At 65.3% G+C, this 24,189-nt stretch carries 26 protein-coding genes and 1 pseudogene; 10 read left to right on the top strand and 17 right to left on the bottom strand.

Translation table 11 applies throughout. The annotated features are described in order from the left end of the window. Positions 1-2: 2 nt before the first annotated feature. The 5 genes from cheB to KVF90_RS16605 form a co-directional block, all read right to left on the bottom strand. Entirely contained in the window at positions 3-1,166 is a 1,164-nt protein-coding gene (cheB, locus tag KVF90_RS16625) for a chemotaxis-specific protein-glutamate methyltransferase CheB (RefSeq protein ID WP_264392669.1), read from the bottom strand. Continuing rightward, complete coding sequence (locus tag KVF90_RS16620; RefSeq protein WP_264392668.1) at positions 1,163-1,528, bottom strand: response regulator; 366 nt, start codon at positions 1,526-1,528, stop codon at positions 1,163-1,165. Before KVF90_RS16620 ends, cheB begins: the two co-directional genes overlap by 4 nt. A gap of 52 nt (positions 1,529-1,580) precedes the next feature. Further along, positions 1,581-2,048 carry a chemotaxis protein CheW gene (locus KVF90_RS16615; protein WP_264392667.1) on the bottom strand — a complete coding sequence of 156 codons (468 nt, stop codon included), beginning with the start codon at positions 2,046-2,048 and terminating at the stop codon, positions 1,581-1,583. Beyond that, positions 2,045-4,483 carry a chemotaxis protein CheA gene (locus KVF90_RS16610; RefSeq protein ID WP_264392666.1) on the bottom strand — a complete coding sequence of 813 codons (2,439 nt, stop codon included), beginning with the start codon at positions 4,481-4,483 and terminating at the stop codon, positions 2,045-2,047. The genes KVF90_RS16615 and KVF90_RS16610 overlap by 4 nt, the downstream gene beginning before the upstream one ends. Before the next feature lie 62 nt (positions 4,484-4,545). Then, on the bottom strand, positions 4,546-5,925 hold the full coding sequence (locus tag KVF90_RS16605) for an MATE family efflux transporter (RefSeq protein ID WP_264392665.1): 1,380 nt from the start codon (positions 5,923-5,925) through the stop codon (positions 4,546-4,548). 94 nt (positions 5,926-6,019) lie between these two features. On the opposite strand from KVF90_RS16605, the gene KVF90_RS16600 reads away from it, so the two are divergent. From KVF90_RS16600 to KVF90_RS16590, 3 genes are read left to right on the top strand one after another with little or no spacing between them, the layout of a single operon-like run. After that, positions 6,020-6,784, top strand: a complete 765-nt coding sequence (locus KVF90_RS16600; protein ID WP_264392664.1) for a class II aldolase/adducin family protein — start codon at positions 6,020-6,022, stop codon at positions 6,782-6,784. A gap of 20 nt (positions 6,785-6,804) precedes the next feature. After that, the gene (locus tag KVF90_RS16595; protein WP_264392663.1) at positions 6,805-7,353 is read left to right on the top strand and encodes a (2Fe-2S)-binding protein; all 549 of its coding nucleotides are present in this window, start codon (positions 6,805-6,807) and stop codon (positions 7,351-7,353) included. Positions 7,354-7,363: 10 nt separating this feature from the next. Further along, a complete protein-coding gene (locus KVF90_RS16590) occupies positions 7,364-7,708 on the top strand; it encodes an arsenate reductase family protein (RefSeq protein WP_264394576.1) in 345 nt (114 codons plus the stop codon). A 116-nt stretch (positions 7,709-7,824) separates the two neighbouring features. Here KVF90_RS16590 and KVF90_RS16585 read toward each other — a convergent pair whose 3' ends face one another. Next, positions 7,825-9,183: an MFS transporter gene (locus KVF90_RS16585; protein ID WP_264392662.1), complete on the bottom strand. Its 1,359-nt coding sequence runs from the start codon at positions 9,181-9,183 to the stop codon at positions 7,825-7,827. A 9-nt stretch (positions 9,184-9,192) separates the two neighbouring features. Further along, a complete protein-coding gene (locus KVF90_RS16580) occupies positions 9,193-10,044 on the bottom strand; it encodes a glycerophosphoryl diester phosphodiesterase membrane domain-containing protein (RefSeq protein WP_264392661.1) in 852 nt (283 codons plus the stop codon). A 79-nt stretch (positions 10,045-10,123) separates the two neighbouring features. On the opposite strand from KVF90_RS16580, the gene lipB reads away from it, so the two are divergent. Both lipB and KVF90_RS16570 read left to right on the top strand, forming a co-directional pair. Next, positions 10,124-10,813, top strand: coding sequence for a lipoyl(octanoyl) transferase LipB (gene lipB / locus KVF90_RS16575; protein WP_264392660.1), 690 nt, complete (start codon positions 10,124-10,126; stop codon positions 10,811-10,813). Beyond that, positions 10,810-11,115, top strand: coding sequence for a hypothetical protein (locus KVF90_RS16570; protein WP_264392659.1), 306 nt, complete (start codon positions 10,810-10,812; stop codon positions 11,113-11,115). Before lipB ends, KVF90_RS16570 begins: the two co-directional genes overlap by 4 nt. Before the next feature lie 220 nt (positions 11,116-11,335). On the opposite strand, the gene KVF90_RS16565 is transcribed toward KVF90_RS16570, so the two are convergent. Next, positions 11,336-11,812: a hypothetical protein gene (locus tag KVF90_RS16565; RefSeq protein ID WP_264392658.1), complete on the bottom strand. Its 477-nt coding sequence runs from the start codon at positions 11,810-11,812 to the stop codon at positions 11,336-11,338. Between the two features lie 106 nt (positions 11,813-11,918). Further along, positions 11,919-13,031 (bottom strand): alkene reductase, encoded by a 1,113-nt coding sequence (locus KVF90_RS16560; protein ID WP_264392657.1) that lies wholly within the window; start codon positions 13,029-13,031, stop codon positions 11,919-11,921. A 70-nt stretch (positions 13,032-13,101) separates the two neighbouring features. Here KVF90_RS16560 and KVF90_RS16555 point away from each other — a divergent pair, with 70 nt between their 5' ends. Further along, positions 13,102-14,016 (top strand): DMT family transporter, encoded by a 915-nt coding sequence (locus tag KVF90_RS16555; protein ID WP_264392656.1) that lies wholly within the window; start codon positions 13,102-13,104, stop codon positions 14,014-14,016. Between the two features lie 40 nt (positions 14,017-14,056). On the opposite strand, the gene KVF90_RS16550 is transcribed toward KVF90_RS16555, so the two are convergent. From KVF90_RS16550 to KVF90_RS16530, 5 genes and pseudogenes are all read right to left on the bottom strand, one after another. Further along, positions 14,057-14,350, bottom strand: coding sequence for a GIY-YIG nuclease family protein (locus tag KVF90_RS16550; RefSeq protein WP_264392655.1), 294 nt, complete (start codon positions 14,348-14,350; stop codon positions 14,057-14,059). A gap of 55 nt (positions 14,351-14,405) precedes the next feature. Then, positions 14,406-14,579 carry a hypothetical protein gene (locus KVF90_RS16545; protein WP_264392654.1) on the bottom strand — a complete coding sequence of 58 codons (174 nt, stop codon included), beginning with the start codon at positions 14,577-14,579 and terminating at the stop codon, positions 14,406-14,408. 64 nt (positions 14,580-14,643) lie between these two features. After that, a complete protein-coding gene (gene nadA, locus KVF90_RS16540) occupies positions 14,644-15,645 on the bottom strand; it encodes a quinolinate synthase NadA (protein ID WP_264392653.1) in 1,002 nt (333 codons plus the stop codon). A gap of 76 nt (positions 15,646-15,721) precedes the next feature. Next, positions 15,722-16,492, bottom strand: coding sequence for a hypothetical protein (locus tag KVF90_RS16535; protein ID WP_264392652.1), 771 nt, complete (start codon positions 16,490-16,492; stop codon positions 15,722-15,724). Between the two features lie 72 nt (positions 16,493-16,564). Then, positions 16,565-16,765: pseudogene (locus KVF90_RS16530) on the bottom strand (hypothetical protein); the annotation flags it as partial. Between the two features lie 371 nt (positions 16,766-17,136). Here KVF90_RS16530 and KVF90_RS16525 point away from each other — a divergent pair. Further along, positions 17,137-17,949, top strand: coding sequence for a helix-turn-helix domain-containing protein (locus KVF90_RS16525; protein ID WP_264392651.1), 813 nt, complete (start codon positions 17,137-17,139; stop codon positions 17,947-17,949). Between the two features lie 13 nt (positions 17,950-17,962). Here the strand turns inward: KVF90_RS16525 and KVF90_RS16520 are convergent, their stop codons facing one another. Next, on the bottom strand, positions 17,963-18,847 hold the full coding sequence (locus tag KVF90_RS16520; RefSeq protein WP_264392650.1) for an MBL fold metallo-hydrolase: 885 nt from the start codon (positions 18,845-18,847) through the stop codon (positions 17,963-17,965). A gap of 56 nt (positions 18,848-18,903) precedes the next feature. On the opposite strand from KVF90_RS16520, the gene glpK reads away from it, so the two are divergent. Then, the gene (gene glpK / locus KVF90_RS16515; protein ID WP_264392649.1) at positions 18,904-20,376 is read left to right on the top strand and encodes a glycerol kinase GlpK; all 1,473 of its coding nucleotides are present in this window, start codon (positions 18,904-18,906) and stop codon (positions 20,374-20,376) included. Positions 20,377-20,516: 140 nt separating this feature from the next. On the opposite strand, the gene KVF90_RS16510 is transcribed toward glpK, so the two are convergent. Next, a complete protein-coding gene (locus tag KVF90_RS16510; protein ID WP_264392648.1) occupies positions 20,517-20,978 on the bottom strand; it encodes a DUF1465 family protein in 462 nt (153 codons plus the stop codon). A gap of 173 nt (positions 20,979-21,151) precedes the next feature. Further along, positions 21,152-21,361 carry a DUF465 domain-containing protein gene (locus KVF90_RS16505; protein WP_264392647.1) on the bottom strand — a complete coding sequence of 70 codons (210 nt, stop codon included), beginning with the start codon at positions 21,359-21,361 and terminating at the stop codon, positions 21,152-21,154. 283 nt (positions 21,362-21,644) lie between these two features. On the opposite strand from KVF90_RS16505, the gene KVF90_RS16500 reads away from it, so the two are divergent. Beyond that, positions 21,645-21,812: a YdcH family protein gene (locus KVF90_RS16500; RefSeq protein ID WP_264392646.1), complete on the top strand. Its 168-nt coding sequence runs from the start codon at positions 21,645-21,647 to the stop codon at positions 21,810-21,812. 85 nt (positions 21,813-21,897) lie between these two features. Next, on the top strand, positions 21,898-24,168 hold the full coding sequence (gene ptsP / locus KVF90_RS16495) for a phosphoenolpyruvate--protein phosphotransferase (RefSeq protein WP_264392645.1): 2,271 nt from the start codon (positions 21,898-21,900) through the stop codon (positions 24,166-24,168). Positions 24,169-24,189: the final 21 nt, after the last annotated feature.

Here is a 24,189-nt window from a genome sequence, read left to right as displayed (position 1 = left end):
GCTTACCGCAGCACCGGGGCGGAGGGTGCGGCGAGCTGCGCCATCACCGCACTGCCGAGGCGGTCGGGCGGGGCGATCAGGCTGGCAAGGCCGGCTCGCGCCACCGCGCCGGGCATTCCCCACACGGCGCTGGTATCGGCATCCTGCGCATAGATCGTGCCGCCCGCATCAACGAGGTCCTTCGCGCCGAGCACGCCGTCGCGGCCCATGCCTGAAAGGATCACGCCCAGCGCCCGGCCTTCGCAGGCTTCGGCGAGGCTGGACAGCATCGGATCGACCGAGGGCAAACAGCCGCTCGTCACAGGTTCGGTGCTGATCCGGGTGACGAGGCCGCTGCTACCCGTGCCCTTGCGGCGGATCACGATATGGCCGTGGCCGGGCGCAATCACGATCCGCCCCGGCGTGAGGGCAAGGCCATCCTCTGCGATGTCGGCAGGCCTTCCGCAGGCGGCTTCGATCTGGCGGGCGAAGACCGGCATGAAGGATGCGGGCAGGTGCTGGGTGATCAGCAGCGGCAGATCGAAATCACGCGCCAGCTGGCGCAGCATCAGGCCGAGAGCGTGGATGCCGCCGGTCGAAGCGCCGATGGCGATGACTTCGGGCCGCCACATCCGCCGCGCAAGGCCGGGGCGGACGAAGGTCGGCTCGGGCGGGCGTGCGACGAAGGATTCGCTGTCGCTGACGTTGTCGATCCGGCTTGAACCGAGCGCGCGGATCTTGCCGAGCAGCTGCGCGCGGTAATCATCGGTGAAGCCACCGGGGCGCGGCTTGAGCAGCGTATCGGCAGCGCCCATCTGGAGCGCGGAAAGGGTGTGTTCGGCTCCGTCCACCGTCAGCGAGGAAACCACCAGCACTTGCGGGTTGCCGGGCGTCGCAAGGATGGCGGGCAGGGCTTCAAGCCCGCCGATTCCCGGCATCTCGAGATCGAGCAGCACCACATCGGCGGGGGTATCGGCGAGCTGCGCAATTGCGCGCTCGGCGCTGCTGGCGGTGCCGACGATCACCAGCGCGGCGTCGCTATCGACCATCCGCTTGAAGATGGTGCGAACGGTCAGCGAATCATCGACGATCATCACCCGGATGGCTGCGGCCGCTCCGGCATGGGCATAGGGACGGTTGCCGCTATCGGTGCGGGACGGGCGCTGCAAGGGGAGGGGGTGGCTCACGCAAACCCGACAAGCTGCAACTTGATCTGGAGCGTCTCGTGATCGAAAGGCTTCATCACATATTCGTCCGCTCCGGCCTGGATGGCCTGACGGATGTGCGCGACATCGTTCTCGGTGGTGCAGAACACCACCTTGGGCCGGTCGCCGCCCGGACGCTGGCGCAGATGGACGAGGAATTCGATCCCCGTCATCACCGGCATATTCCAGTCAAGCAGGACGACATCGGGCATCGCCGCTTCGCAGGCGTCCAGCGCGAGCTTGCCGTTTTCAGCTTCTTCCACGGCAAAGCCGAGGGTCTCGAGAATATGTCTCGAAACCTTGCGGATGACCCGGGAATCATCGACGATGAGGCAAGTTTTCATGGGCGTTCCTGCGTTTGGACCATGAACCTAGGCCAAGTTGGTAAGCATAGGATTAAGCTGCGACTTCGATTTCGTGTCGAACCGCCTCTGGTCCGGTGAGCAGCGCGGCCAGATCGATCAGCAGGGCGGGCCCCGCCATCGTCTCGATCATGCCGGTGGCGATCCGCGACCATTCGGGGCCGAATCCGCCCGGCACCTGCCCGGCCTCGCCCACGGCGGTGGTGATATCCTCGATCCCGTCGACCAGCAGCGCATAGGAATAGCCGCCCTCGGCCACCACGGCGGCGCGATGGTCTGTCGCCCAGTCGCCTTCCGCTTGGCCGCCCGTCAATCCGATCGCGCGGCGACAGTCGATCACGGTCAGCGCCTGACTGCGCAGCGCGGTGATCCCGGCAATCCAGACCGGTGCGCGCGGGATCGGGGTGATGGTGCCGATCTCGATCACCGATTTCACGTCGAGCGCGGAAAGCGCGCAGCGGCGCCCGGCGATCTGGGCGATGACAAGCAGGTCTCCGGTCATGCGGCCACTCCCGTTCGCGATGCAGCGGCCTTGGCCAAGGCCGCCAGCAGACCTTCGCGGTCATAGCGGTAGATCGTCTCGCTGCCCTTGGGCGCTTCGGGCTGGTCGCGCAGACGGATCAGCCTGGCGGGCAGCGGTCGGCCGAGCGCTTCGGCAACTTCGTAGACATCCTCGAACAGGATGCCGATGGCACCGGCGTCAGCCTCGCTATCGGGAACGATGTCATAACCGGCGGCGGTCACCAGCGGCGCGAGGATCGAGCGTGCCCATTCGCCATCGGGCAGCACGCATTGCGGGCGCGCAGCGGCAACCGGCGGTTCGCCGTGGCGGGCGAACAGTTCGTGCGCGTCGATCAGGATCGCGGGCTTTCCGCCGATCAGCGTCATGGCTTCGGCCAGCGGATCTTCGGGCACCGGGGTCAGGGCCTCGGTCAGTTCGACCGCATCCTCGACCTCGCGCACCGCATAGAGCAATTCGCACGCGCCGTCCGACAGGCGCAGCAGCCGCACGCGCGGCTGGGCCAGCGGGGTTTCAGGCAGGCCGACCAGCGGCAGGATCAAACCGTCGATCACCACGCGCGGGCGCGCGGCTGATCGGTCGATGGCGGTGGCAGGCGCGGTTTCGATGCGCTGCACCAGTTCCAGCCGCACGGCGGAACGGCGACCGGCGAAATCGGTGAACAGCATGGCACGCGGCACGGCTTCGGTGCGCGCGGCGGCATCGCCATCCAGCGGGCCGAGCACGCGGGTGCGGGTCTCCGAGACCAGATGATGATGCGCCGCGATATTGGCGACATCGAGCAGCAGCACCGGCTGGCCATCGTCCAGCAGCGTCGATCCGGCATAGAGGCCTGACCGCATCACTGCGGGTGCCAGCGGCTTGACCACCAGATCGCCGTGGTTGTGGATGCCTTCGACCGCCAGCGCGAACAGATCGCCGCTGGCAAGGCGGAGCATCACCAGCGTCGGCTCGCGCGGGGCGCTCTCGCCGCATTCAAGGCCGAGCACTTCGCCCAGCATCAGGCAGGGCACGCGGTTGCCGCGGAAGGTGACCAGCGCGGTTTCGCCCATGCGGGTGAGGTCGAGCGCCTTGGCCGAGGCCTGGACGATCTCCTCGACATAGCTTTGCGGGATCGCGAAGCGGTGTCCGGCAACTTCGACTGTCAGCCCGGCGATGATGCTGAGGGTGAGCGGAATCTGGAGCGTGAAGGTGGTGCCTTGCCCGGGGACGCTCGCCACCTTGATGCTGCCGCCGACCTTTTCGAGGTTCTGGCGCACCACATCGAGACCCACGCCGCGGCCCGAGACATTGCTGACAATCTCGGCGGTGGAGAAGCCGGGTTCAAAGATGAGGTTGAGGATCTTGTCGCGGCTCATCGCCTGCCGTTCGGCCGAGGTGACAAGGCTGGTGGCGATGGCCTTGGCCGCAATGCGTTCCTCGTCGAGCCCGCGGCCGTCGTCGGAAATGACGATGCTGATCGTATTGCCCGATTGGCGCGCGGCGATGGCGAGCAGGCCGATCTCGCGCTTGCCATTGGCGAGGCGGACGGTCGGTGCCTCGACCCCGTGATCGATCGCGTTGCGGATGATGTGGGTGAGCGGATCGCGGATCGTTTCGATCATCTCGCGGTCGAGTTCCACATCGCCGCCATCAAGATCGACCATCACCTGCTTGCCGAGTTCGGCGGACAGGTCGCGGACGAGCCGGGGAAGCGCGCCGAACAACGTCTCGATCCGCTGCATCCGCATCCGGGTGATCGCATCGCGGACGTCGGAGAGGATCGTGGTGAGGCGTTCGAAGGGGCCGTCGATGGTCGGCTGGTTGCCCGCCTGCCGGAGCCGGTGGGCCAGATCATTGCGGGCCAGCACCATGTCGGACACGCCGCTCATCACCCGGTCGAGCAGTTCGACGGGCAGGCGGATGGTGCGCTGGGCAGCGGCGGGATCGGACCGGCGGTAAGGTGCGGCCTGCTCGTCATTGGCAGCAAGCAGCGCGGCGGCCGGAGCGTGCAGGGGCGGGTTAGACCCCTCCTCGACCCCCTCCAGACCCCCGTTACCGGGTGTTTCATGTGAAACATCGAGCGCCGCGATCAGGATTTCGTCGCCACCTTCGGGGAAAGGTTCGCCCGCCTCGATGGCGTCGATCATCTGGGCGATCCGGTCGATAATGGCGAGCACGGCGGTGACGAGCTGCTGATCGGGATCGCGGCGTCCGGCACGGCAATCGGCCAGCGCATCCTCGGCAGCATGGCTGAGCCCGGCGAGGCGCGGGAAGTCGAAGAAGCCGCAATTGCCCTTCACGGTGTGGACGAAGCGGAAGATCGTATCGAGCCGCGCGCGGTCAGCCGGATCCGCCTCCCAGGCGACGAGTTCGCCGCCCGAGGCTTCCAGCATCTCGCGGGTCTCGGCGATAAAATCCGCCAGCAGATCGTCCATGCGGTGCGCGCCCTTTTTCGCTTTGCGTTGAGGGCTATGCGACAGAGTTGGTTAACAAGCGCCTAGCGCGCGGCAGGGACGGGCGGTTGTCTGCCGAAAATGTACCGCACCAGCACCACCGTCGATACCGCGCCGAACAGGTTGGCGGCAAGTTCGGCCGAATAGATCGCAGCCGATCCCATTCCGGGGCGCAGCACCAGTGCAACGGGGAGCATCACCACGAAGACCCGCGCCACCGATTGCGCGAGCGCGAAGCCCGCCTTGTCGACGGCGTTCATGATCCCGTTGCCGACGATCAGCAGGCCAAAGCCTGCATAGCCCCAGGCCGCGATTTTCAGGTACAGCGCGAATTCGGCAATCACGGCAGGATTGTCGCTGAAAATCCGCGCGAAACTCTCTCCTGCGGCGATCATGCCGACCGCGACAAGCAGCCCCCAGACGACGCAAAAACCCCCAGCATAGAGCACCGCCTCGCGCGCCCGGTCGATCCGACCCGCGCCCCAGTTCTGCCCGACAATCGCGCCGATCGCGCCCGACAGCCCGAGCAGCGGAACGATCACGAAGCTCTGCAACCGTCCCGCCGCGCCGAAGCCCGCCACCGCCGCCTGCCCTTCCAGCGCCACCAGTGACGTCAGGACCGCAAGTCCCAAGGGGTTGATCGCATTGGAGAACGCTGCCGGAAGCCCGACGCGGATGATCGCCTTGGCAGGGTCGATCAGGCTGCAATTCCGCAGCAAGCCGAGGTTCAAAGGCAAGGCCGTGCCGCGCAGCAGCCACAGCGCCATCGCTACGCCGACGCCCCAGCCAATCACGGTGGCATAAGCCGATCCGGCGATGCCGAAGCCTTCAAAGCCGCCAAGAACATCCGGTGTGCCGGTAATCAGGATCGGGTTGAGCACCCAGTTCGCGGCGGCATAGGCGATGCTCACCGTGCTGGTCCGTTTCGCCTCGCCCTGACCGCGCAGCACGCCGTTGAAGCCCATGATCGCAAGGCTCAGCGGGAAGCCGCTGGCATAGGGGGCCATATAGGCGCGGATCAGCGGCATCAGATGGGCGGGCGCGTTCATCGCGGTGAAGATCGGATCGATCAGCAGCCACAGGGCAAGGCCCATCAGCAGGCCGCAGGCTGCGGCAAACACGATCCCGAAATTGGCGCGCCGCGCGGCCTTTTCGAAATCGCCTTCCCCAAGTGCGCGCGCGACCACGGAGTTGATCCCCACCATCACCCCCACGCCCAGCGAAGTGCTGGCCACGGCGACGGGGAAGATGAAGCTGATCGCGGCCAGCGGCGCGCTGCCCAGCTGACCGATGAAATAGGCGTCGACGATCCCGATCGACATGATCGCCGCCACGCCGATGACGGCAGGCAGCGTCTGGCTGACGAGGTGTCCGGGGATGCTGCCGCTGACCAGTCTGGCAGAGGAAAGAGCGGGCGCATTCATCGTTTCCAAGGCCTAGCGGCAGGCCGCGCGGCTTGCAAAGCATTCCCTCCGCATGCGATAGCTAGGCCCAAGGACAGACGGAGAGGAATGGCCCATGGCGACCCAGCTCAAACCCACAATCGAATGCAGCAAGGAAGAATGGCAGGCGCGGCTCGACCTGGCGGCGTGCTACCGGATCTTTGATCACCTTGGCTGGTCGGAATCGATCTACAACCACATCTCTCTGAAGGTGCCGGGGGAGGAGGACACCTTCCTCATCAACCCCTTCGGCCTGCTGTATAGCGAAGTGACCGCGAGCAACCTCGTCAAGATCGATGTCGAGGGCAGTAATGTCGGCGGGTCACCCTATATGGTGAACAAGGCGGGCTTCACCCAGCACGCCTATTTCCACAAGCATCTGGGCAGCCGTGCCGACGCGATCTGCCATGTCCACACCACAGCGACGATGGCCGTGGCGAGCCACAAGGACGGGCTGCTGCCGACCAATTTCTACGCCTGCAATTTCCAGGGCCAGATCGGCTATCACGACTTTGAAGGCGTCACCGTCCGGGCCGAGGAAGGCGAGCGGCTGGTGCAGAACCTTGGCAATCATACCATCCTGATGCTGCGCAACCATGGCCCTGTCGTCATGGACCGCACCATTCAGGGCATGTTCGTCAAGATGTGGGCCTTGCAGCGCGCCTGCGAGATTCAGGTGGCGACGCTCTCCATGGGCAATCCGAACCTCGTCCCGCAGGAGGTGATCGACGTCCACCAGCGCGACCTGTCGGTGATGGCCGGGCAGGGCGGTGCCGGCATGTTCGACTTCGAAGCTTGGAAGCGCCGGGTCGACAAGATCGACGATAGCTGGCGTCAGTAAGCACCGCTTAGGAACCGACCATGTCGCGCATGACCGTCAACGAGCGGCCGGTCGAATTCGACCTCGATCCGCGTATGCCGCTGCTCTACGCGCTGCGTGAGGCGATGAACCTCACCGGCACCAAGGCGTGTGGCGGCGGGCCGCAATGCTCGGGCGCGTGCACGGTGCTGGTCGACGGCGTGGCCCTGCGGTCCTGCGCGATCACGCTGGCCGAGGCTGAGGGGCGGCTGATCACCACGATCGAGGGGCTGTCGCGCGATCGCTCGCACCCGGTGCAGCAGGCGATGGTGGCGCAACAGGCGATCCAGTGCGGCTATTGCACGCCCGGCATCGTCATGGCGGCGGCAGCGCTGCTCCAGCGCAATCCTTCGCCAACCCGCGAGGATATCGATGCGAGCATCCCCAATATCTGCCGCTGCGGCGTCTATCCCCGCTTGCTCAATGCAGTCGAACAGGCGGGCCGCGTGGCGCAGCGGCAAGAGCGCGTCAGCGCCGCACCCGCGCCGGGGATCAGCCCCGAGGATGCAGCCAAGGCCGTGCCCGCACTGCGGGTGCCGAAGGGCGAGTAGGATGACGAAAATGAAGGCGACGATCTGGCACAACCCGGCGTGCGGCACGTCGCGCAAGACGCTGGCGATCCTCGAGAACCTCAGCAAGGTCGAAGTGACTGTGGTCGAGTATCTGAAAGACCCGCCCAGCCCGGAGAAGCTCGCGCAGCTTTACCGCGATGCCGGGATCACCCCGCAGCAAGGCTTGCGCCTGCGCGGCACAGACGCGGCTGAGCGCGGGCTCCCCGAGGCGGGCGACGCGGCGGTGCTGGCGGCGATGGTGGCCGATCCGATCCTGATCGAGCGACCGCTGGTGGAGACCGACAAGGGTGTGCGCCTGTGCCGCCCGCAGGATATTGTCTTGGAAATCCTTTAGGTCTGGCGGTGCTCGGTCGCTTAGCGACCGCGAGCGCACGCGCGCGAGCCGCAGGTGCCCCGTAGCGTAGCGAAGGGATCAGCACCGAGGACGCACCCGCGGAGGCGGGTGCGCAATCAAGACCGAATCAAGTCTCCGTCAGCCTGAAGCCGGAACCACCCGTGCACCAGCACGATCAGACACAGCGCCACGATCAGGCCGAAGCCCAGCCAGTCGGAATGTCCATAGAGCCACACGCCCAGCGCGGGGGCGTAGATGTAGCTCGCCCCGGCCAGTGACGCGACGATGCCGCTCGCCTGCCCCTGCTCGGCGCGGGTCACGGCGAGCGAGGTGCCCGCGGTCGTACCCGGCCGGAACAGGCCAAACCCCAGCGAGGCGATGGCATAGCCCAAGGCGATCAGATGGAGATCGCCTGCCACCGCCAGCAGCACCGTGCCGAAGGCTGCGGCGGTAATCCCCCACAACGTCGCCGCACGCGGGCCGAGGTCGAAGCGCGGGATCAGGCCCCATTGCGCGAGCAGGGTCGCGATGGCTCCGCTCATCAATACGAGGCCGACCGGCCCCGCGCCTTCGGCTGGCGTGTCGCGCAGGCCCAGCCGGTCGAGCACCAGAAAGCCCGAAATCCCCAGCACCATCGCTTGCGCATGGCCGCCGAAGAACCCCGCAAACACCCACGGCCGCAGACGCGGATCGCGCCAGCTGAGGCGGGGCGGTTCGGGCGCGGTGTCGTCCTGTTCGGGCGTCTCTTGCGGATCGACAGGCGCGCCCGAACCGCTCGAATAGGCGACCCCCTGCCCGCGCGCGGCATATTGCGGCTCGTCATCGGGCAGGCGCAGGCGCAGCAACACCAGTGCGACGACGCCGATTGCGGCAAAGCACAGGAACGGTCCCGTCAGCCCCAGCCCGAGGAACGGCACCACCATCAGCGGGGCAAGCGCCGGGCCGATCACCGTGCCAAGACCAAAGCTTGATGCGATCAGGGACAGCGCCTGCGTGCGCTCCGCCCGGGGGGTGCGCGAGGCGACATAGGCCTGCACCGCCGGCGGCGCGGCGCTGCCGAACCCGCCATACAGGCTGCGCGCGGCGGCAAAGGCGATCAGCGTCCAGAACGCCGTCATCCAGCCCGAAAGTCCGGCCCACAAGGCGACACCGCACAGCACGAAAGAGGCGATGAAGCCTGACAGGCCCAGCGCCATCATCGCCTTGCGCCCGCGCTTGTCCGAACGCCGCGCCCAGAACGGCGCGCACACCACCCACAACAGCGCCGACCAGCTATAGGCCAGGCTGATCCACACATCATCGACCTGAAGCGCAGTCCCGATCGAGGGCATGACCGATTGCATCGCGGTGTTGCCCGCTGCGGTGACCAGCATCACCATGAACAGCAGCGCCATGCGCGAAGGCGGTATCGCGCCGGTGGGGGCAGCAGCAGCGGGTGGAGCCGCGCGCGTCAGGTCGGGATCAGTATCGGCCATCGCGCGCGGTTACTCGAATTCGGTGGCCAGCGCCTCGGGCGATGCACCTGCCAGCTGGCGGTGGATGGCGACCGTCACCACCAGAAAGATCACTGTGAGCAGGGCGTTGACGAGGCCGCCCACCACATCCGTGCCGACGCTTGTGACCGGCTCGCCGAAAGCCGCCAGCACCAGTCCCAGGATCCCGGTGACCAGCGCCGAGATGATCCCGATGGTGAACAGCAGCAGGAACAGGAACAGCACGATGCGGAAGCTGTTGCCCTTGGTCAGCCGCCACGAACGCTTGATCGCGGCGACCGGATTGCGCTCGCCCTCGATGGCGATCACGGGCGCGATCAGCGAGAATTTGATGAACAGGTAAAGGATCACAACGAGGCCCGCGACCAGCGCCAGCGCCGCCACAGCCGGCGGCGCGATCGCTGCGATCAGGCCGAGCGGAAGGCCGATGGCGATCCCTGCGGCAATCGCGCTGAGCAGCTGGGCGGCGATATAGGCCGGAATGCTCCGCAGCCCCGTCCCCAGCGCCTCGCCAACGGTGGGATGGCCGCGATCGGTCAGCAGCGCGAACAGGCTCATCGAACCCACGAACTGCACCACGCTGAGGCCGAGCAGCAGCGGCCAGTTTGCGGCGTAGATCGCGCTCATCTGGTCAACCAGCGCCTGCATGGCAACCGAAGGATCGGCGCCCGATGGCCCGGCGGGTTGCGGCGGATTGGCCAGCTCCGGCACGAAAATCGCCGCCGCGAAAGAGGGCAGGAAGAAGAACAGCCCGGCAATCGCGCTGATCGTGTCGCGGTTGGCGCCGATCAGTCCGGTCGTCTGCGTCCAGGCCTGGCCCATGTCGAGCTTGCGGTTTGTCATGTCGGATCCCTTCCGCCGGGCGGCACGTGTCGCGCAATCGCCTCTTGATCTCGCCGCTCAATGCCCCCACCGGTGCGGCATGGCAAGCATTGCTCCCGCCCCCGGCGTTGCATATCCGATCGAATGGCGACGAGAGCGCGCGCCGGTGGCCTATAGCGCCGCGCTGGCCGCGATGGAGGCGCGCAATGCGGCCGTTCACGCAGGCGAGGCGGCGGAGCTGATCTGGCTGCTCGAACACCCCCCGGTCTACACCGCAGGCACCAGCGCCGATCCTGCCGAACTGGTCGATCCGCGCTTCGAAGTGGTCGAGGCCGGGCGCGGCGGGCGCTACACCTATCACGGGCCGGGCCAGCGGATTGGCTATCTGGTGCTCGATCTGGCCAAGCGCGGCAAGGACGTGCGCTGCTTCGTCCACGCGATCGAAGGCTGGGTGATCGCGACGCTCGCCCGCTTCGGGGTGGAAAGCTGGCGCGCGGAAGGCCGCGTTGGCATCTGGACCAGGGACATTGACGGGCGCGAGGCCAAGATCGGCGCGATCGGCGTGCGGGTGCGGCGCTGGGTGACGATGCATGGCTTCTCGGTCAATCTTGACCCTGACCTTGGGCATTTCGGCGGGATCGTGCCTTGCGGCATTGCCGAATATGGCGTGACCAGTCTTGCGCGGCTGGGGCTGACAGTCTCCGCCGAGGAATGGGACGCCGCCTTGATCGCCACCAGCGATGATTTCCTTGACGCATTGGACGCGGCGGCGAAAAGGGCGTGCCTATGAACCGCGCCGCGCTTCTTGCCCTTTGTTGTCTTGTCGCCGGGTGCGGTGAGCAAGCCGCTCCGCCTGCGCAGCAGGGCGGGGAGGCTTCGGGCGAAGTGCTCGCCGGGTCGATCAACGACGCGATGATCCCGCTCGAACAGCTGGAATCGCAGGCCCCGCTCGCCCCGCGTCAGGGGGCGGTTCCGACCGATCTGGATGCAGAGCAGCCGGTCGTCACGCCTGCCGAAGGGATTGATGGTGCGCCGCCAAGCGAAGGGGCCGCACCGGCACCAGTGGCTCCGGTAGCGCAGCCGGAAGAATAGCCCGCGGCCTTTCCTTCCCGTCTCCCCGGACGTGATCCGGGGCCCCGCTGCCTTCGTCTAAGCCCGCAAGCAATGATAGCGGGATCCCGGGTCAAGCCCGGGAAGACGACACAGCGAAGATTCTGCGGGGATGACTGGGTCGGGCGGCTTGGGGGCAGGTTTCAGGGATGGGCAAGCTTGGTCTGAATGACCGGAATTGGGTGGATTCCGGACAAGTTGATCACTGAACTGAGGGTATGGGAAGGCCTTCGACGATTTCGCGCAGTTCGCCATTCCTATCTGCCAATCTCTCGTGGTCGCAGCCGAAATCCGCAAGATAATGGACATCGTCGTCGGCTGATTGCCAGCGCACATAGAGTGCGCCTGCGTCGGTAACTTTGGGCACGCCTTTCGGGCAGACTTGCTCGATGAACCTCATCGCACTTTCGTCAGAGATTGGCACCGCTTGCTTGCGATATGGCTGCAGTTTTGCAAGCAGTTCAAGCAGTTCGCCTCGAGTGAGTTTGAAACCACCCTTCCTCCCGTCAGGATGTGGTTCGCTATCCTTGTAGGTTCCATTACCTCCTGCATCGATCACAACGTCGAGAGAAGACCAGCCAGAAAGCCGCATCTCGAGCCGCTCGATTTCCTCGCCGCGGCTGTCGGGCGCACAGCTTGTAACAATGAGCAAGACGAATGAGGCGAACAAGGCACGCATTCAGTTGATCTACATCGATAAGTGAATGGGCGCTACGGCGTCGCTTCCCAACCGGCAGCTTTTCCCCCGGCAGCGCCCGAAGCGGACACTGCCGGGAGCGTGAGCCTTACTCGGCCGCTTCGGCCTGTTCTTCTTCCAGCGTCGGGTAGTCGACGTAGCCTTCGGGGATCGGGAAGTACCAGCTCTTGGGCACGTCCTTGTTCGGGTTCCAGTGCGCGCCGACCGCGATCCGCTTTTCGAGATCGGGGTTGGAGATGTAGGGGCGGCCAAAGCTGACCGCGTCGCACTTGCCACTGGTCACATCGGCGACGGCTTCCTCGGCGGTGTAGTCCGAATTGAGGATCAGTGTGCCGGTGTAGATCTGGCGGATCAGCGGGCTTTGCTTGGGCACATCGGTCTGGCCGAAGGTGCCGTCCGGGCCGGGCTCGCGCAGCTCGACGAAGGCAAGGCCCAGTTCTTCGCAGACCTTGGCCGCCGCGCCGAAGGTCGCTGCCGGGTTGCTGTCATCGGTGCCCTGCGAATCGCCATTGGGCGAGAGGCGGATGCCGACACGGTCCGCACCCCACACATCGATCAGGGCTTCGAGCACTTCGCGCATGAAGCGGGTGCGGTTTTCGGGACTGCCGCCATATTCGTCGGTGCGCAGGTTGGTGCCGTCGCGCAGGAACTGGTCGACCAGATAGCCATTCGCGCTGTGCAGCTGAACCCCGTCAAAGCCCGCTTTCTTGGCGTTCTCGGCGGCGCGGCGATAGTCGCCGATGGTCCGCTGGATATCCTCATGCGTCATTTCGCGCGCGACCGCATAGGGCTGCTTGCCGGTCGGCGTGTGCGCCTCGCCCGGAGCCTGCGTGGCGCTCGCCGAGAAGGGCGGCTGGCCATCGAGGAACACCGGGTGGACGATCCGGCCCATGTGCCACAGCTGCATGACGATCAGGCCGCCTTCTTCGTGCACGGCCTTGGTGGTGGCCTTCCAGGCTTCGGTCTGCTCGTCGCTCCAGATGCCCGGCGCGCTCGGCCAGCCGAGGCCTTCGCGGCTGATGCCGGTCGCTTCGGTGAGGATCATGCCCGCGCCGGCACGCTGGCGGTAATAGGTCGCCATCAGTTCGTTAGGGGTGAACATCGGCTCGGCCGCGCGCCCGCGGGTGAGGGGGGCCATGTGAATGCGGTTCTTGGCATGGAGCGCGCCCATCTGGAGCGGCTGGAAGAGTGCGTCGTGCATATGTGGGTAATCCTTGTGAGCCAGTTGCGATTGGCTATCCAATTGGGGGGCGCAAGGCTAGGGCGCAAGCATGGAAAATGAGGGTGCCGCCCAAGAAGAAGTTGCGCGTGAACCTGCCGGGACGGGTAGGCGTCCGGCGGCGTGGCTGCTGCTGTTCGCGCTGTTCGGCGGCAACGTGGCGCTGGCCATCGGCCCGTGGTTCGTGCGGATTGCCGATACCGGGCCGGTCGCGGCGGGCTTCTGGCGTCTGTTTCTGGCGCTGCCCTTCCTGGTTCTGCTGGCGCGGGCGAACGGCCAGCGGCTGACGGGGATGGGCGCGAAGACGCTGGCGCTGGTGGCGCTCGGCGCGGTGACCTTCGCTTTGGACTTGGCGAGCTGGCATATCGGGATCGGCATGACGCGGCTGGGCAATGCAACGCTGTTCGGCAATGCCGGGTCGATCGTGCTGCTGTTCTGGGGCTTCCTTGTCGCGCGCACGCTGCCCGGGCGGCTGGAGTGGCTGGCGATTGTCTTCGCCCTTGCCGGGGCGGCGATCCTGATGGGGCGCAGTCTGGAGATTTCCGACGAGACGCTGATCGGCGACCTGTTCTCGGTCGCGGCGGGGCTGCTTTACGCGGTGTACCTGCTGACGCTGCAGGGCGCGCGCGGGAGCTTCGGTTCGTGGAGCCTGCTGGTGTGGGTGAGCCTGTTCGGCGCGCCGGTGCTGCTGGTGATCGCGCTGCTGCTGGGCGAGCCGGTGTGGCCGCAGGCATGGGGGCCGGTGGTGGGGCTGTTCGTGCTCAGCCAGCTGGTCGGGCAGGGGCTGATGGTGTTTTCGCTGAAATACTTCCCGCCGCTGGTGGTGGGGCTGGCGCTGCTGACGCAGCCCGCTGTCGCCTCGATCTACGGCTGGCTGGCATTCGGCGAGGTGCTGTCGGGGGTGGATATTGTCGGCATGGTGCTGGTGGGGGCTGCGCTGGCTGTGAGTAGGGCGCGGGCCGCCTGACCACTTTCGTCACCCCAGCGAAAGCTGGGGCCTAGGGCGGCTAGGCGTTGATCGTGAGAAAGAGATCGTCCCAAGACGGGTTCTGCCTCTCGATCGCCTCGATCTTCCACATCCGCTGCCACGCTTTGATCGCCTTCTCGCCGGCGATGGCCTCTTCGATGGTCGGGTAGTGTTCGACATAAACGAGCCGCGTGCATTTGTAGCGCGATGTGAACGTGCCGCCCTTGCCCTCACGGTGTTGCGTCACACGGGCCGGCAAGTCGCCGGTTACACCGGTGTAGAGCACGCCGTAGCGCTTGTTGGTCATGATGTAGACGTAGCCACCGCGCTCCATTTCAAGAGCTTAGCACATGGCGGCCCTAGGCCCCAGCTTTCGCTGGGGTGACGAATTAAGGGAGCAAGGCCCAAACCCGCTCCACGTCATGCCAGCGCAAGCTGGCACCTAGGGCGGCATGCGCCAACGTGACCATGCTAACACAATAGATGATCAGGGCGATCAGGCCGTACGCGGGGTGGTATCCGGCCTTGATAAGGGCGAGAAAGATTTTGGCGATGTGCTTCATTCCGCCATTTTACGGCCTGTCAACACCCCGCGCTATTTGTCTTCCCTAGGGCAGACAATCAGAGCTAATCTCCTGAAAACGCCACCTTCCCCAAATCGCCCATCCCCACAGTCCCGCTCGCCATGTCCAGCATCCGGTCGAGGCTGCGCTTTGCCTTCAGGCGGATGCCTTCCTCGATCTCGATCTGTGGCGAGAGGTCGCGCAGTGCCACGTAGAGTTTCTCCATCGTGTTGAGCGCCATGTAGGGGCAGATGTTGCACGAGCAGTTGCCGTCCGCGCCCGGCGCGCCGATGAAGGTTTTCTCGGGCAGGGATTTCTGCATCTGGTGGATGATGTGCGGCTCGGTCGCGACGATCAGGGTGTCGCCGGTGAACTCCTGCGCGAACTTGAGGATGCCGCTGGTCGAGCCGACGTAATCGGCGTGGTCGATGATGGTCGGCGGGCATTCCGGGTGCGCGGCGATGGGCGCGCCGGGGTATTGCTCTTTCAGCTTCAGAAGCTCGGTTTCCGAAAACGCCTCGTGCACGATGCACACGCCGGGCCACAGCAGCATTTCGCGGTTGAACTTGCGTGCGAGATAACCGCCCAAGTGCCGGTCGGGGCCGAAGATGATCTTCTGCTCGGGCGGGATCTGGGCGAGGATCGTCTCGGCGCTGGAACTGGTGACGATCACGTCCGACAGGGCTTTCACCTCGGTCGAGCAATTGATGTAGGTCAGCGCGATGTGATCGGGGTGGGCTTCGCGGAAGGCGCGGAATTTCTCGGGCGGGCAGGAATCCTCAAGGCTGCACCCGGCGTCCATGTCGGGCAGGATCACGGTCTTCTGCGGGCTGAGGATCTTCGCGGTGTCGGCCATGAACTTGACCCCGCAGAAGGCGATCACGTCGGCATCGGTCGCCGCCGCCTTGCGTGACAATTCCAGGCTGTCGCCCACGAAATCGGCAATGTCCTGAATATCGGGCGTCTGGTAATAATGCGCGAGGATCACCGCATTGCGCTCTTTGCGCAAACGGTCGATCTCGGCGAGCAGATCGGCGCCGGTGGGGACTTTGGTGACGTAGCTCATAAGACAGATCCCGCTGTTGGGTGTGGGCGGGATATAGGCGCTGATGCGCGATTTTCGAGCGAAAAGCGCTGCCGCCTTACATCGTGAAGCCCGGCGGCAGGAAGGCGGCCATGGGCCGCTCGGCTCCCGGCGTTCCGGCGATCACCCACTCGGTCAGCGCATAGCCGATGGGCGAATAGGCCAGCAGCATCGAGACAATGAACGCCCCGGCATTGACCCCCATGCCCCACCAATAGGCGGGATGAACCCGCCCGTCGCGTCGCCAATCGGCGATCATCCCGATCACCGGGAAGATGAAGCTGGCGGTGACAGCAATCGTCCAGGCGTTGGGGATCAGCAGCGGCATCGGCAGCAGGCGGCCAAGCCCGGGACCGGTGAGGATGCTCATCGCCACCAGCATCAGCCGCCTGTGCCACCCGCTGTAGCGGCGCACGCGCAGGGCCCACAGCGCCAGCGCGCCGAAGGCCAGCAGCCCGGCAAGATTGCTGACGAAGAATTCGTTGACCGCAAAGAAGAACGGCCCGCCCGTGGTGCGCGCCGACACGACGATGATCATCGTGCCTGCCGCCACCATCAGCGGGATCCACAGATAGGCTAACTTGCCCAGCTGGCGGTGCAACGCGATGTTGCCCGAGGCGATGGTGACGACCTGCGCAAGGTATAGCCCCAGCCAGCCCATGAAGATCATGCCGTGGACGTGGAAGGCGAGCGGGAGCGCGAAGCTCGACCGGCCCATTGCCAGATTGACCGAGAAGCCCGCCACGATCACCAGCGCCATGACGAAAGCCATGATCGTGTAGAAGCGCGTGCCTTCTGCCGCAGCGCCGCCTTGTGCCAAAGTCGCCATATGCTTGATCCCCCGATCACGCGCCCCTTCGTCAATCAGACCATGGAACGGCGGTCAGGGCAAGCGGCGCGGTTAGGCGGTGTGCCAGACCTCGCCGTCACGGTGCGCCATTCCGCGCTTTTCCAGATCGAGCAGGTGCGCGGTGACGCTCATCTCCGCCGCCCCGATCAGACGCGGGTCGAGGCCCTTGTACATATCGGGGATGACGACGCTGGTTGACCAGCCCATCACGTGATCGCCGGTAAACAGCGCGCCGCTCTCTTCGAGCGAAAAGCTGCCTGTCGCCATGACGCGCTGTTCACCGGTGGCTTGGCCGACTCGGCATGTGGTGGAGGGCCGCGAACCGAACATGCGGGCGTGTCTCGCACGCTCTGACGATGTGCGTGATCCGGTTAGGGCCGCGGCTGCTTCCTGCTTACCGCTCTAGGGGGAAACATGCGTAATAATACTCATGGCAATTTAGATAATCGAGTGTTTGATTTAACTAACGGGAAAACCATTTAATCTTTGATTTAAGTATGTTATACATTTGCGATGAGTTGGGATTAACAATAGCTTCTCTACAATGGCACCGCATAGCCGCTACAGACAGGCTGTCCTTCATTTCGGGAAGGGGAGCCGATTTAAGGCAAGGTCGGTTCATCATGGCAAAGTATCAGGTGATTCAGGATAATGTCGGTTCTGTTGTCCATCATTCCGGCATGGACGAAGATGGCCGCATATTCGCATTTAACTCCGACCCTCTCGCCGCGATGGGGTGGTATGCCATAAACCAGCAGGGGACTTGCGCGATGGAGCGCATTCTTGGCGCAGCCGCTCGGTTCGTGGCGGTGGGAAATCAGGTCGGAACAGCGCTTAGCCAGTTTGTTCTGTCGACGTTCGGGCCAACGGCGGTCTACCCCGTGACGACCGATGATATCAGGGGCTTTTCCAGCCAATTGGGCGATTACAGCATAATCATCGTGCTGGTTGACGATGTCGCGCGTGCCAAGCGGGCGTTCCGCGAAATCAAGGACTTTGCCCAGACAAAGCTTTGTTATGCGATCATGACCGAGTCCAATCCGCAGGCCAGGGCCTCGCTAATGCGCTTCCTGTTCGACGACGTTTTCGACACGCGCATGAAACCCTCGGAAATCCTCTTGCGCATCCAGTCCCAGTGCAGCCGTCAGATGCAATACAACAGCGCATTACGCGGTGACGTGGCGTTCGAAACGTTCTGCGACGAAAACCTCGATGGCCGGGTTCACAGTCTGCATTTCACGTTGCTCCGGCAATTGTTCGACAACATGGGGCAAGTGCTGCGCTATCGTGATCTGGCCGCTTACGATTTCCATTCGGGCGAATTCCGACTGGATTCGCTGACAGTCAGAATCCACAATCTGCGCCGCCGCCTGAAGAACTACGAAATCCGGTGCGAACGGGGCGTGGGCTACGCCTTGGTCAAATGCGACTCATAGGGCCGCTTGCGGGCTAGCTGCTGGCCAGCGCCCAACGGCCGCCGTCACACGCCGCCAGACCCCGCTTTTCCAGATCGAGCAGGTGCGCGGTGACGCTCATCTCCGCCGCCCCGATCAGGCGCGGGTCGAGGCCCTTGTACATATCGGGGATGAAGGCGCTGACAGGCCGCGCGGCCTCGCCCAGCAGGCGCAGGATCTGGTTTTCGCGCTGGCGGCGGTGGCCGATCATGCCGCGCACCAGCTGGCGCGGTTTCTCGATCGCGGCGCCGTGGGCCGAATGGTAGCGCACGTCTTCGCGCGCCATCAGCTTGTCGAGGCTCGCCATATAGTCGCCCATGTCGCCATCGGGCGGGATGACGACACTGGTTGACCAGCCCATCACGTGATCGCCGGTGAACAACGCGCCGCTCTCTTCGAGGGCGAAGCACAGGTGGTTGGAAGTGTGACCCGGCGTGGCAACGGCGGTGAGCGTCCAGCCGGTGCCGCGCATCGCCTCGCCATCGGTCAGCACGCGGTCAGGCGCATAGGTGGGATCGAAGGCCTCGTCCGAACGCGGGCCTGCGACTTGCAGCATCAGCGGCGCGCAGCCGACGATCGGCGCGCCGGTCCGCTCTGCCAGCGGCGCGGCGGCGGGGGAGTGGTCGCGGTGGGTGTGGGTGCACATGATCGCCACCACCTTGCGCCCGGCGACAGCGGCGATGATCGCATCGATATGCGCAGGCTCGTTCGGGCCGGGGTCGATCACCGCGCAATCCGGCCCTTGTGGATCGCCCACGACATAGGTCTGGGTGCCGGTGAAGGTATAGGGCGAAGGGTTGGGCGCCAGCACGCGGCGCACCAGCGGCTCGACATCTTCGGCAAGGCCGGTGGGCCAGGGCTGGGGAGGGATCGTGACCATGGCCTTGCATATGGCGAGCGCCGTGGCAGATGTCACGCCGGAGAGAGGAATACCCCATGGCTGACTACATCCTCGTCCTCGACGAGGGCACCACATCCACCCGCGCGATGCTGTTCGCGAGTGACGGCGTGCTGGTCGCCAGCGCGCAGGAGCCGCTGACCCAGCACTATCCGCAAAGCGGCTGGGTGGAGCATGACCCGCGCGAGATCTGGGAGAAGACGCTCGCCTGTGCGCAGGAGGTCGTGCCCAAGGCGGGCGGGGCGGCGAGCATTGCCGCGATCGGTATCACCAACCAGCGCGAAACCGTGGTGGCTTGGGACCGCGCGACCGGCGAGCCGCTCACCAACGCCATCGTCTGGCAGGATCGCCGCACCGAACCCTTCTGCTTGGAGCTGCGCGAAGCCGGCCACGAGGCGGGCGTGCAGGAGCGTACCGGCCTGCTGCTCGACCCCTATTTCTCCGGCACCAAGATGCGCTGGATGCTCGACAATGTGCCCGAGGTTCGGGCGGCGGCGGAGCGGGGCACGCTGGCCTTCGGCACGGTCGAAAGCTGGCTGGTGTTCAAGCTCACCGGCGGGGCGGCGCATATTACCGACGCCTCCAATGCCAGCCGCACGCTGCTGATGGGGCTGGAGGACGACCAGTTCAACGAGGAGCTGTGCGAATTGCTGGGCGTCCCGCTCGCCAGTCTGCCCGGCGTGGTCGACATGGCGGGGCCGCTCGCGGTGACCGCGGCTGACCTGTTCGGAGGCTCCATCCCGATCACCGGCTTGGCGGGCGACCAGCAGGCGGCAACCATCGGGCAGGCGTGCCTCGCGCCCGGCCAGACCAAGGCAACCTTTGGCACCGGGGCTTTCGTGCTGACCTGTCAGGGCCGCCGCATCCCGCGCTCGACCAACCGCCTGCTCGGTACGGTGCTGACCCAGCTTGATGGGCAGCGCACCTATGCCATCGAAGGATCTGTCTTCGTGGCGGGCAGCCTTGTGCAATGGCTGCGGGATTCGCTCGGCATCGTGCAGGTGGCCGAGGAGACCGAGGCGCTGGCGCGGTCGATCCCCGATAGCGGCGGGGTGGTGATCGTGCCTGCGCTGGCCGGTTTGGGCGCGCCGCATTGGCGGGCCGAGGCGCGCGGGGTGGTTGCGGGCCTGAGCTTCGCGAGCGGGAAGGCGGAACTCGCGCGCGCCGCGCTGGAGGCAATGGCGCACCAGACACACGACCTGTGCGCGGCCTTCACCGCCGATGGCGCGCCGTGGCAGACGCTCAGGATCGATGGCGGGATGTCCGCCAATGACTGGATGGCGCAGGATCTGGCCGACATGCTCGGCATCCCCGTCGAGCGGCCCGGGTTTGTCGAGACGACAGCGCTTGGCGCAGCGATGCTGGCGGCGTGCGGGGCGGGGATGTACCCCGATCTCGGCACGGCAGCGCAAGCGATGCGCGGGCGGTTGGCGAGCTTCGAGCCGCAGATGGACGATGGCGTGCGCGACGCGCGGCTGGCGGCGTGGAAAAAGGCTCTGGCTGCGGCTTGACGGTTTCGCGTTCCGACCGGGTCTTGAGGCGTCTTGCAGGGTGTTAGACCCCAGCCAGACCCCTCTTAGACCCCCTCTAGACCCGTCCAGACCCCTTCCCGCCACGGTGTTTCACGTGAAACAGCGACGAAGGGGGCGGGCTAACCTGCCCGTCCGAATGTCTGGCCGATCCGGTCCTGAAAAGCCCGGGCCGGGGAGGTCGTTTCGAAATTCTGACGCCATGCCTCGTCCAGCCGGGCAATGCGCCGGTGCAGCCGTTCGGTATCGGCGATCAGCTCGCGGGTTTCCGGTTCGAGCAGTGCGAGTTGGGTCTCGTCCGACAGGCGGTCAGCCGGTAGCGCGCCATGCAGGCGTACCTGACTCTCGCTCAGTTCCCCCTGAAACAGCGCCCGCTGGTTCAGCAGCCAGGCGAGCACGTGCATCATCCGGGTGGTGGTCTTGAGCCCCTCGGTCGACAGGGCGAGGCGCATAAAGGCGTCCTCTCCGGCCAGCGGTTCGCGCACGCCGGCGGCGAAGACTGCGCGGACATCGTCAGCGAGAACAAGCGCTTCGGTGTAGAGCGCCTCGATGATCGGGCGTGTGAGGTTGGTGGTGCGAGCCATGTTGCGCGCAAGACTACGCCGCTAGCGCCGGGCTCGCCATACGAGCATGGTTACTTTCCAAGTAATTTTCACATCCGTCCCTTACGGGAACAGAATTGACCGATCGGTAACCACGTCTGTTTTCGATCACGCTGGCGCGCGACGCAGGCGGCCCAAGGCGGCACCCCGTCAAATCAGGCGATGATATCCGGCAGCAGCGTGTCCTCGATGATCGCGATCTGGTCCTTCAAGCGCAGTTTGCGCTTCTTGAGGCGCGCGATCTGGAGCATGTCGGCCGTCGCACTGGCGCGCGCCGCATCGGTCAACGCGGCAATCGCAGCGTCGAGATCGCGGTGCTCGGTCTTGAGCAGTTCGAGCGTTTTCCGGAGCTCTTGCTCGGTCATCCTTGCCCCTGATTCCTTCACCGCGGCCACTGCCGCCCAAATGCAGCGCTGCGCTACGCGTTCCCGTGATGCTTTGGTAGATGTCACACACAGTTTTCACGCCGTTGCGAAACGAATGCTGCGACGCGGTTCGTCTCAGCCACATACGGATGCGCCGATTTACGATCCATCAGGGCTTTGCAAGTTACCCTCGCTGTGGTTCTTTCGAACCTGCGGCTCGGCCGCGTCATGTGCCGAGTCGCCTGTCCGGGGGCATCCCCCCGCTACGATAGGAGAACGCATAATGGCATCGACCGCAGTGTCTTCCCACCTCCACGCCCTCCAGAGCAAGCACGCCGGCCTTGAGGCCCGCCTGCGCCAGGAAATGGCCCGGCCCGTGCCCGACACCGCGATGATCCAGTCTCTCAAGAAGCAGAAGCTGCGATTGAAGGAAGAAATCTCGGGACATTGACGCCCTGATCAAAGGGCGGAGCGGCGGGGGTTTCGTCATCTGCACCATTGCAGGTTACAGGCCGCACCCGTAAACCGGCATGGTGATGTCCGCCGCCGCCTCCGCCCGCCAGATCCTGACCCGCCTGACCGAGGTGATGGCCTCGCGCATGCACGCGCAGGGCAAGCTCGATCAGGTGGTCGAAATCATCGGCGAATGCCTGTCTAGCGAGGTCTGCTCGATCTACCTTCTGCGCGAGGGCATGCTCGAGCTGTTCGCGACCCGCGGTCTCAACCAGAGCGCGGTGCACGTCACCCGCATGGCAATTGGTGAAGGGCTGACCGGCGCGATTGCGCAGAAGGTCGAAACGCTCAATCTCGCCGAGGCCAAGGCCCACCCCGACTTCCAGTACCGCCCCGAAACGGGCGAGGAGAAGTTCCACTCCTTTGCCGGTGTCCCTATCGTCTACCGCGCCCGTGCGGTGGGCGTGCTGTGCGTCCAGCATGTCGAACCGCGCCGTTACGAAGAAGTCGAGATCGAGGCGCTGCAGACCACTGCGATGGTATTGAGCGAACTGATCGCCAATGCCGAACTGGTCGATGAAGAAGAAGCGCGCGGCCTGACTCAGGAGCAGACCGGGCCGCAGACCATCACCGGCCTGACGCTGGTGAAGGGGCTGGGCGCGGGCGTTGCCGTCTATCACCAGCCGCGTGTCGAAATTACGCAAGTGATGGCCGAAGATACCGAGGCCGAGCGTCAGCGCGTCTACCGCGCCTTCGACCGGATGCGCGAGCAGATCGACACGCTCGCCAGTCAGGCTGAATTCGGCGCTGGCGGCGAACACGAAGAGGTGCTCGAGACCTACAAGATGTTCGCCTACGACGAAGGATGGTCGCGGCGCATCAACGAGGCGATCGATAGCGGCCTCACCGCCGAAGCCGCGATCGAGCGCGTGCAGCAGCACACCCGCATGCGCATGCGCGAAATCGATGATCCGTTGCTCGCCGACCGGATGCACGATCTGGAGGATCTGGCGAACCGGCTGCTCAGGATCGTCGCCGGACAGGTCGGCACCGCGGCCTCGCAAGGACTGCGCAAGGACGCGATCCTGATCGCGCGCAACCTGGGTCCGGCAGAGCTGCTCGAATATGACAAGCGGCGGCTGAAGGGCGTGATCCTCGAGGAAGGCTCGCTCACCGCGCATGTGGTGATCGTGGCGCGCGCCATGAACGTGCCGGTGATCGGCCGGACCAAAGCCGTGCGCGGCACGATCCGCGAAGGCGACGAGATCCTGCTCGATGCAACCGCGGGCAATGCCATCGTCCGCCCGCTGCCGCAGGTCGCCGATGCGTTTCAGGCGCGCTTTGCCAAGAGCCGGGAAAAACAGGCGGCCTATGCATCCCTGCGCGATGTCGAGCCTTTCACCCGCTGCGGCACCCGCATTCAGGTGATGATGAACGCCGGGCTGCGCGACGACATGAGCTCGCTCGCCATGACCGGCGCAGACGGGGTCGGGCTGTTCCGCACCGAATTCCAGTTCCTCGTTTCGGCCACCTTGCCGCAGCGCGAGCGCCAGACGCGGCTCTACCGCGATGTGCTCGAGGCGGCGGGGGACAAGCCGGTGATTTTCCGCACCGTCGACATCGGGGGCGACAAGTCGGTACCATATCTCGCCAGCGAGATTGCCGCGCAGGACGAGAACCCCGCGATGGGCTGGCGCGCGCTGCGCCTCGCACTGGAACGCGAAGGCCTGATGAAAATCCAGGCGCGCTCGCTGCTCGAAGCGGCGGCGGGGCGTTCGCTCTATGTCATGTTCCCGATGGTGTCCGAACCCTGGGAGTTCGACGCGGCCAAGACCGTCTTCGACGAACAGCTCGCCTACTTGCGCGCGCAGAAGAAGCTGCTGCCCGAACGTATCCACTTCGGCGCGATGCTGGAGGTGCCTGCGCTCGCCGAGGTGCTCGACCTGCTGTTGCCGCGCCTCAGCTTCCTGTCGATCGGCACCAATGATCTGACCCAGTTCCTGTTCGCGGCCGACCGCGCCAACCCCAAGCTGGCCGAGCGTTATGACTGGCTCAGCACCTCGATCCTGCGTTTCCTGCGCCGCGTGATGCAGAACAGCGTCGGCAGCGGCGTGGATATCGGCGTGTGCGGCGAAATGGGCGGACGCAGGCTGGAAGCGCTGGCGCTGATGGGGATCGGTTACCGCCGCCTCTCGATCACCCCCGCGGCGGTCGGCCCGATCAAGGAATTGGTGCGCAAGGTCGACCTGGCCGAACTGACCACCGCGATGACCGCATGGCTCGCCAATCCCGAACTCAATCTGCGCGAACAGCTGTCGGCTTGGGCCGATGCACGCGATATAGAATATGATTGAACTCGGCTCGCCGACAGACGT

This window comes from Porphyrobacter sp. ULC335 (assembly GCF_025917005.1).
Taxonomy (GTDB): Bacteria; Pseudomonadota; Alphaproteobacteria; order Sphingomonadales; family Sphingomonadaceae; genus Erythrobacter.
Note: the sequence above shows the minus strand (reverse complement) of the source record. Positions and strands in the feature narration are given on the sequence as shown.